Source organism: Aeromicrobium sp. (assembly GCF_047607065.1).
In the GTDB taxonomy this organism is placed as follows: Bacteria; Actinomycetota; Actinomycetes; order Propionibacteriales; family Nocardioidaceae; genus Aeromicrobium.
In genome coordinates this window covers 1-6,076 of the sequence record NZ_JASGDU010000051.1, presented here as the reverse complement: position 1 = coordinate 6,076, position 6,076 = coordinate 1, and the positions used below count along the sequence as shown (strand labels likewise).

Annotated in this window: 6 protein-coding genes; 1 reads left to right on the top strand and 5 read right to left on the bottom strand. The window is 70.9% G+C overall.

Features of this window, described 5'->3' with window-relative positions:
- Positions 1-39 precede the first annotated feature (39 nt).
- From QM597_RS08385 to mshB, 4 genes are read right to left on the bottom strand one after another with little or no spacing between them, the layout of a single operon-like run.
- Positions 40-1,809: a VanW family protein gene (locus QM597_RS08385; RefSeq protein WP_415004424.1), complete on the bottom strand. Its 1,770-nt coding sequence runs from the start codon at positions 1,807-1,809 to the stop codon at positions 40-42.
- Between the two features lie 56 nt (positions 1,810-1,865).
- Complete coding sequence (locus tag QM597_RS08380) at positions 1,866-2,390, bottom strand: flavin reductase family protein (protein WP_415004423.1); 525 nt, start codon at positions 2,388-2,390, stop codon at positions 1,866-1,868.
- Complete coding sequence (locus tag QM597_RS08375) at positions 2,387-2,707, bottom strand: hypothetical protein (RefSeq protein WP_415004422.1); 321 nt, start codon at positions 2,705-2,707, stop codon at positions 2,387-2,389. The genes QM597_RS08380 and QM597_RS08375 overlap by 4 nt, the downstream gene beginning before the upstream one ends.
- Entirely contained in the window at positions 2,704-3,609 is a 906-nt protein-coding gene (gene mshB, locus QM597_RS08370) for an N-acetyl-1-D-myo-inositol-2-amino-2-deoxy-alpha-D-glucopyranoside deacetylase (RefSeq protein ID WP_415004421.1), read from the bottom strand. Before mshB ends, QM597_RS08375 begins: the two co-directional genes overlap by 4 nt.
- A gap of 31 nt (positions 3,610-3,640) precedes the next feature.
- Between mshB and QM597_RS08365 the strand changes: the two genes are divergently transcribed.
- Positions 3,641-5,725, top strand: a complete 2,085-nt coding sequence (locus QM597_RS08365; protein ID WP_415004420.1) for a prolyl oligopeptidase family serine peptidase — start codon at positions 3,641-3,643, stop codon at positions 5,723-5,725.
- A gap of 60 nt (positions 5,726-5,785) precedes the next feature.
- Here the strand turns inward: QM597_RS08365 and QM597_RS08360 are convergent.
- Positions 5,786-6,076 (bottom strand): hypothetical protein (locus QM597_RS08360; RefSeq protein ID WP_415004419.1); only part of this gene is annotated, 291 nt, incomplete at its 5' end.

Sequence of the window (6,076 nt, the reverse complement as noted above, 5' to 3'; positions counted from 1 at the left end):
GGCGGGGACGGCCGAATCTCCGGCCGTCCCCGCCGACGCTCAGCCGGTGGGAGTCGTTGAGGCGTCGCAGATCACGGCGTCACCAGCGCGATACACGGCGGTATCGGTCTCGGTCTTGACGACCTCGCCGTTCTGCTTGAAGACACGGTGGACGTCGATGTCGAAACCCGGAATACCACTCTGCGGGCTGCAGTCGGCCGAACTGTCGTGAATGGTTCCGGGACTGCGGTGGTTGCGTTTGGCCGAGGTGCTCGTCTCGATATCCCAGTACTTGGTGCTCCACATCTCGACGTGCATCGTGCCCTGGCGGCTGGAGTTACTGGGCACCACCCAGGCCTTGATAAGGACCCCGTACGGCGTGGAGTTGGTGAACTTCAGGTCCGTCGTGCCCCAGTTGACCGTCGCCTCCCGGCCCACCGGATAGCGCGACAGGTAGATCGAGTGCGGCTTGTGCTCATCGTCGTCCAGGCCTGCGAAGAAGGCCGCGTTGTAGGTCGTCGTCGCCACCTGCGACACGCCGCCGCCCAGCGACTCGGTGAACTTGCCGCCCTCGATCACACCCCCGGCCACAAAACCGTTCTCGGCCGTACGCTTGCCGACGACCTTGTCGAAACTGAACTGCTCACCCGGTTCCAGGATCGTGCCGTCGATCAACTCGGCGGCGCGCCCCTGGTTGACGTTGCGGTAGTGCGTATTGGGGTAGTGCGTCTCGAACTCGCTGACCTTCTCGACGATCTTGAGCGCTTCGGCATCAGCGGTGGTGAACTCCGGCTCCACCGGCTGCGCCTCGACCACGAGCGAACGCTCGGCACCGGACATGGTCAGCACGGGCAGTAGTTCGGTCGCCATCAGTTCGGGCTGCAGGCCGATGCCCGGCTGGCTCGGCGTGATGACCGGCTTGCCGCCCTCGATGTCGATCACCGCGTCGACGGCCTGCTCACCGATCCCGGTCGTGGAGTCGGTCAGCGGGCCGCGCAGGGCTTCGGGGTCGAGGAACGGGACCATCGCGCCGTCCTCGACGCGGATCTGCAGCGCCGGGGCATAGGCGCTCACCGGCAACTCGATCTGCTGCTCGCCGACGTTGAGCACCACCGGGGCGCTGACGGCCGGAATCGCGATCTCCTGCATCGCCGTCTCCAGACCTTCGGCGTCGACGGCGGGCTTGACGACCGAGGTGGGGATGGCGACCGGGTCATCGCTGAGCAGGTACACCTCACGGATCGCGGCCAGCAGGTCCTCGGACGTGACCTCGCGCCCGTCGGCGGGCTGCACGGCCTGCGGCTGCCCCTCGGGGAAGGTGATGAGGGCCTCGGTCACCGGGATGTCGACGGCCTGGCCGACGACCTCGCGCGCCGACTCGAAGGTCTCGGTCTCGACGTCCAGTTCGGCGCGCTGCGCCTCGCCGCCGAAGAACACCGCCACCATGTCCAGCGGGTTCCAGCTACGCTGCCCGCCCGCAGCGTCCACCGAGGCCGCAGCGTCGAGCGCCAGGCCGAGGTCGGCGGCGGCGAAGGTGAACTGGTGCTCGTCGAGGACGAGGGTGAGGTTCTGGTTCTCGCGCGGCCCCAACTCGTCGGTCAACTTCTTCTCGGCTGCGGCCGGACTCATGCCGCCGACGTCCACGCCCGCGATGGAGGTGCCGGCCGGCAGCCGCGCCCCGGTCAGGAAGTAGCCGCCCACGTACAGTCCGCCGAGGACCACGAAAGCCCCTGCGACCGCCCACACCCACCGGCGCCGGCGGCCTGTGGCCTTCGGCACCGCCGCCGACTCGTCGACGAGAGGAGCCTCGGCCTCGGCAGGGTCCGACACGGCCTCCTCCTGCGCAGGAACGGGGCGCGGCGAATCGTCCGTCGCGTCTTCGCGGCTCATGGGTTCCCCTGACGGTCGGTCTTCTCCGAGTCCTCTGACCGGATGATCGTGCCGTAATGCGAGCGGTAATACAACAAAGGAGTGTCGGTCGATCCGTGGACACGCGCGGCGACGACATCGCCGACGAGAATCGAATGATCGCCCCCGTCGTGGATCGCGGCGGTGCGGCATTCCAGCCACGCGAGCGCGTCGTCGAGGAGCATGACGCCGGTCTCGCCCCGGTGGTGGGCGAACTTCTCGATCTGACCAGCCAGCGGACGGCCGCGCCAGGCGAACCACGAGGACGCCTCCTGCGCGGCCTCGGCGAGGATCGAAACACCCCACGTTCCCGAGGCCAGGACAGCGTCGTGAAACCGGCTGACGCGGTGCGCGCACACGAGCACCTGCGGCGGATCGAGGGAGACCGAGGTGAAGGCGCTCGCGGTCATCGCGTGATCCACGCCGCCCTGCACGGTGCTCACCACGGTCACCCCGCTGGCGAAACGCCCCAGCGCCGCGCGGAAGGCGGCCTCGTCTTTCACCGTTTCAGCCTAGAGTTCCCGAGCATCACGCCGATCAGGCACCCCAGGCCCAGCAGCGTGAAGGCCCACCCGATCCCGTCGTCGGCGATGAGGTAGTCCCCCGGCGACATGCTGCCCTGCAGCATCAACACCAGGCCCCAGCCCACCAGCAGCGCGGCGCTGCCCAGGCTCACCGTGCGGTCCGCGAGCAGCGCGAGCGGTCCCAGCGGGGCCAGCGCGACCGGCAACCCCCACGGCCACGCATGGCCGTGATGATGCACGAGCGCGCCCAACACCCCGACGACGAGACCCGCGAGCGCCCACAGCCCGCGGATCACAGCCCGGCGAACAGGTCCTCCTCCAAGCCGGAGACACCGACCGGCCCGCGACGGCCCTTGACCAGCCGGTAGAACTCGCTGCCCCAGGCAACCTTGGCCAGGTCCAGCCCCATCGCGAAGAAGTCGCCGTCCGGGGTGATCTGCGTGGCGTGCGCGCGCATCGCGGCCAGTTTCGCGTCGGTGTGCTCGGGGGATTCGATGAGCGCGTCTAGGGCGTCGTCCTCGACCATGAAGGGCGGCAGGTTGTCGGGATCCATGCCGCCGAAGCCGTCCACGCCCGCCTCGCGCAGCAGCTTCAGTCCTTCGCGCATGCGGGAGGCCGACATGGCGTTCCAGTAGATCTTGGCGACCTCCCACGCCTCGCCGAGGTCGGGGCGGTGACTGCGCGCCGCCGCGAGGTCGGCGGCGTAGTGAGCGACCCGGTGCGCCTGGATGTGGTCCGGATGGCCGTAGCCGCCGAAGGTGTCATAGGTGACCAGCACCTGCGGGCGCACCTCGCGGATGACCGCCACGAGCAGGTCCGCAGCCTCCAGCAGGTCGGCGTTCCAGAAGGAGCGGGGATCGATCTCGTCGGCGGCGGTCGCGTTGCCGGCCTCGTCCCACTTCATGCCCGAGTCGCGGAAGCGGCCAGGGCCGCCGAGGACGCGGTGGTCGGTGACGCCCAGCTCGGCCATCGCAGCGGCCAGCTCGCCCGCCCGATGCGCACCGAGGGTGTCGTCTGCGTCGGCGGCCAGGTGAGCCAGTTCCGGCACCAGGACCTCGCCGAGGTCGCCAAGCGTGCAGGTGACGAGAGTGACGCCTGCCCCCTCGGCCGCGTAGCGCGCCATCGCGATGCCGTTGCTGATCGACTCGTCGTCGGGGTGGGCGTGCACCAGCAGCAGCCGACGATCCGGGAGACTCATGCCGCTCAGCCTAGTGCGGAAAGATGGGACCATGAGTGAGGTCTCCTATCCGCGTCTGTCCGCCCGCACGCTGCGCTTCAGCCTCGGGGTTCCGCGCAATGTCACCGTCTCCCCCGACGGTGCCACGGTGCGCTTCATCCGCACCCCCGACGGCACCACGCGGACCGGGCAGCTGTGGGAGCACGACATCGCCACCGGGACCGAGAGCGTCCTGGTCGATCCCGTCGCCCTGCTGGGCCGGGCCGAGGAGGACCTGTCTGCCGAGGAGCGCGCCCGGCGCGAACGCAGCCGCGAGGGCGCGGCCGGGCTGATCGGCTACGACGTCGACCCCACCGGGCGCTGGGCGGCCTTCACCGTCTCGGGACGCCTGTGGGCCACCCACCTGGGTACCCGCGCCACGCGCGAACTTCCCGCAGCCGGGCCTGTCATCGACCCGCGGCTGGACCCCACGGGGCGGCGCGTCGCCTATGCGGCCGGACGCGGCCTGCACGTTGCCGAACTGGCCGGCGACGCCCACCGCGCCCTGATCGAGGCCGAGGCGGCCGAGACCGTCTGCTGGGGTCAGGCCGAGTTCATCGCCGCCGAGGAGATGGACCGTATGCGCGGCTTCTGGTGGGCACCGGACGGGCGTTCGCTGCTGGTCGAACGCTACGACGAGGCCCCGGTTCCCCTCTGGCACATCGCCTCGCCCGAGCACCCCGACCGCCCGGCGGTCGAACACCGCTACCCCGCAGCCGGCACCGCGAACGCCGCAGTGAGCCTGTGGCACGTGACGCTCGACGGCGACCGCACCGAGATCAGCTGGGATCACACGGCCTACGAATACCTCGGGAGGGTCACCTGGACCGCTGAGGGACCGCCGCTGATCCAGGTGCTCTCGCGGGACCAGCAGCGCTCGCAGGTACTGGCGGTCGATGTCGAGACCGGCACCACCTCCGTCCTGCGCGAACTGGCCGACGAGACCTGGGTCGAACTCGGACCGGCCCCGAGGTTCGCGCCCGGCGGCCGGCTCGTCACCGTGGAGGACACCGGCGGCTGGTGCCGGGTCTGCGTCGACGGCGCGCCGCTGTCTCCCGACGGCTGGCAGGTGCGCGACGTGGTCGAGGTCTTCGCCGATGCCGTCGTAGTGACCGCATCGAGCGAGCCGACCGAGATCCAGGTGCTCCGCCTCGGCCTGGACGACGCCTCGGTCCTCCCCCTCACCGAGGGACGCGCCGTGCACGGGGCGGTGATCGGCGGCGGTACCACCGTGATCTCCCAGGCCTGCCTGGACGACACGCAGGTCCGCCACCTGGTGCACCGCGACGGCGCGCCCGGCCCCGCGCTGCTCGGCAATGTCGCCGTTCCGCTGCCCTTCACCCCGCAGGTGCATCTGCTGAACGCGGGAGAACGCGACCTGCGGACTGCGGTGCTGCTGCCCCGCGACCACACTCCGGGCACTCCGCTCCCGGTGCTGCTCGACCCGTACGGCGGCCCGCACGCGCAGCGCGTCTGGGCCTCGGCACGGGCGTTCGCCGAACCGCAGTGGCTCGCCGATCAGGGCTTCGCCGTCGTGGTCGCCGACGGCCGCGGCACGCCGGGCCGCGGCACTGCGTGGGAACGAGCCGTCCACCACGACCTCGCGGGCGTCACGCTGACCGATCAGGTCGACGCGCTGCACGCGGCCGCCGACCGGTTCCCCGACCTGGACCTGTCCCGCGTGGGCATCACCGGCTGGTCGTATGGCGGCTACCTCGCCGCCCTGGCGGTCCTGGCCCGCCCGGACGTCTTCCACGTGGCCGTCGCGGGCGCCCCGGTGACCGAATGGCGTCTGTACGACACCTGCTACACCGAGCGCTACCTCGGCCACCCCGGCGAGCAGCCCGAGGCCTACGACCGCAACTCCCTGCTCCCGCTGGCCGCGGGACTGGAGCGTCCGCTCCTGCTCATCCACGGCCTGTCGGACGACAACGTGGTCGCCGCGCACACCCTGCAGTTGTCGTCAGCCCTGCTGGCCGCCGGACGGCCGCACACGGTGCTGCCGCTGTCGGGCGTCACGCACATGACACCGCAGGAGGTCGTGGCCGAGAACCTCAAACTCCTTCAGGTGCGCTTCCTGCGCGAGCACCTGGGCTGACACCCGGACGCCGAAGGCCCCCGCGTCCACTCGGGACGTGGGGGCCTTCAATCAGAGGATTCAGCCCTGCCGCTGGGCCAGCGCGGCGTTGATCTCCGGGTCGTTCTGCTGCGCGAGCCACTCGAGCATGGCCGGATACGCCTGCGGGTTGAGGGCGGCCACAGCGCGCGCCTGCGGATAGTTCTGGACCAGATTGGCCAGTTCCTCCTGCGAGATCGCCGGGTCCGACGCCCGCTGTACCACCGGATCGACCGGAGCCGCATGCGCCGGGGCGGGCGTGGGGGCCGCCGGAGGCGCGGCCGGTGCCGCAGGTGCGGCGGCAGGCGCGGTCACCAGCGGCGCGGTCGGGGC

Excerpts from the sequence above, each read along its gene's own strand:
- mshB (WP_415004421.1), bottom strand. The coding sequence starts at position 3,609 with ATGAGTCTCCCGGATCGTCGGCTGCTGCTGGTGCACGCCCACCCCGAC.
- QM597_RS08365 (WP_415004420.1), top strand. The coding sequence starts at position 3,641 with ATGAGTGAGGTCTCCTATCCGCGTCTGTCCGCCCGCACGCTGCGCTTC.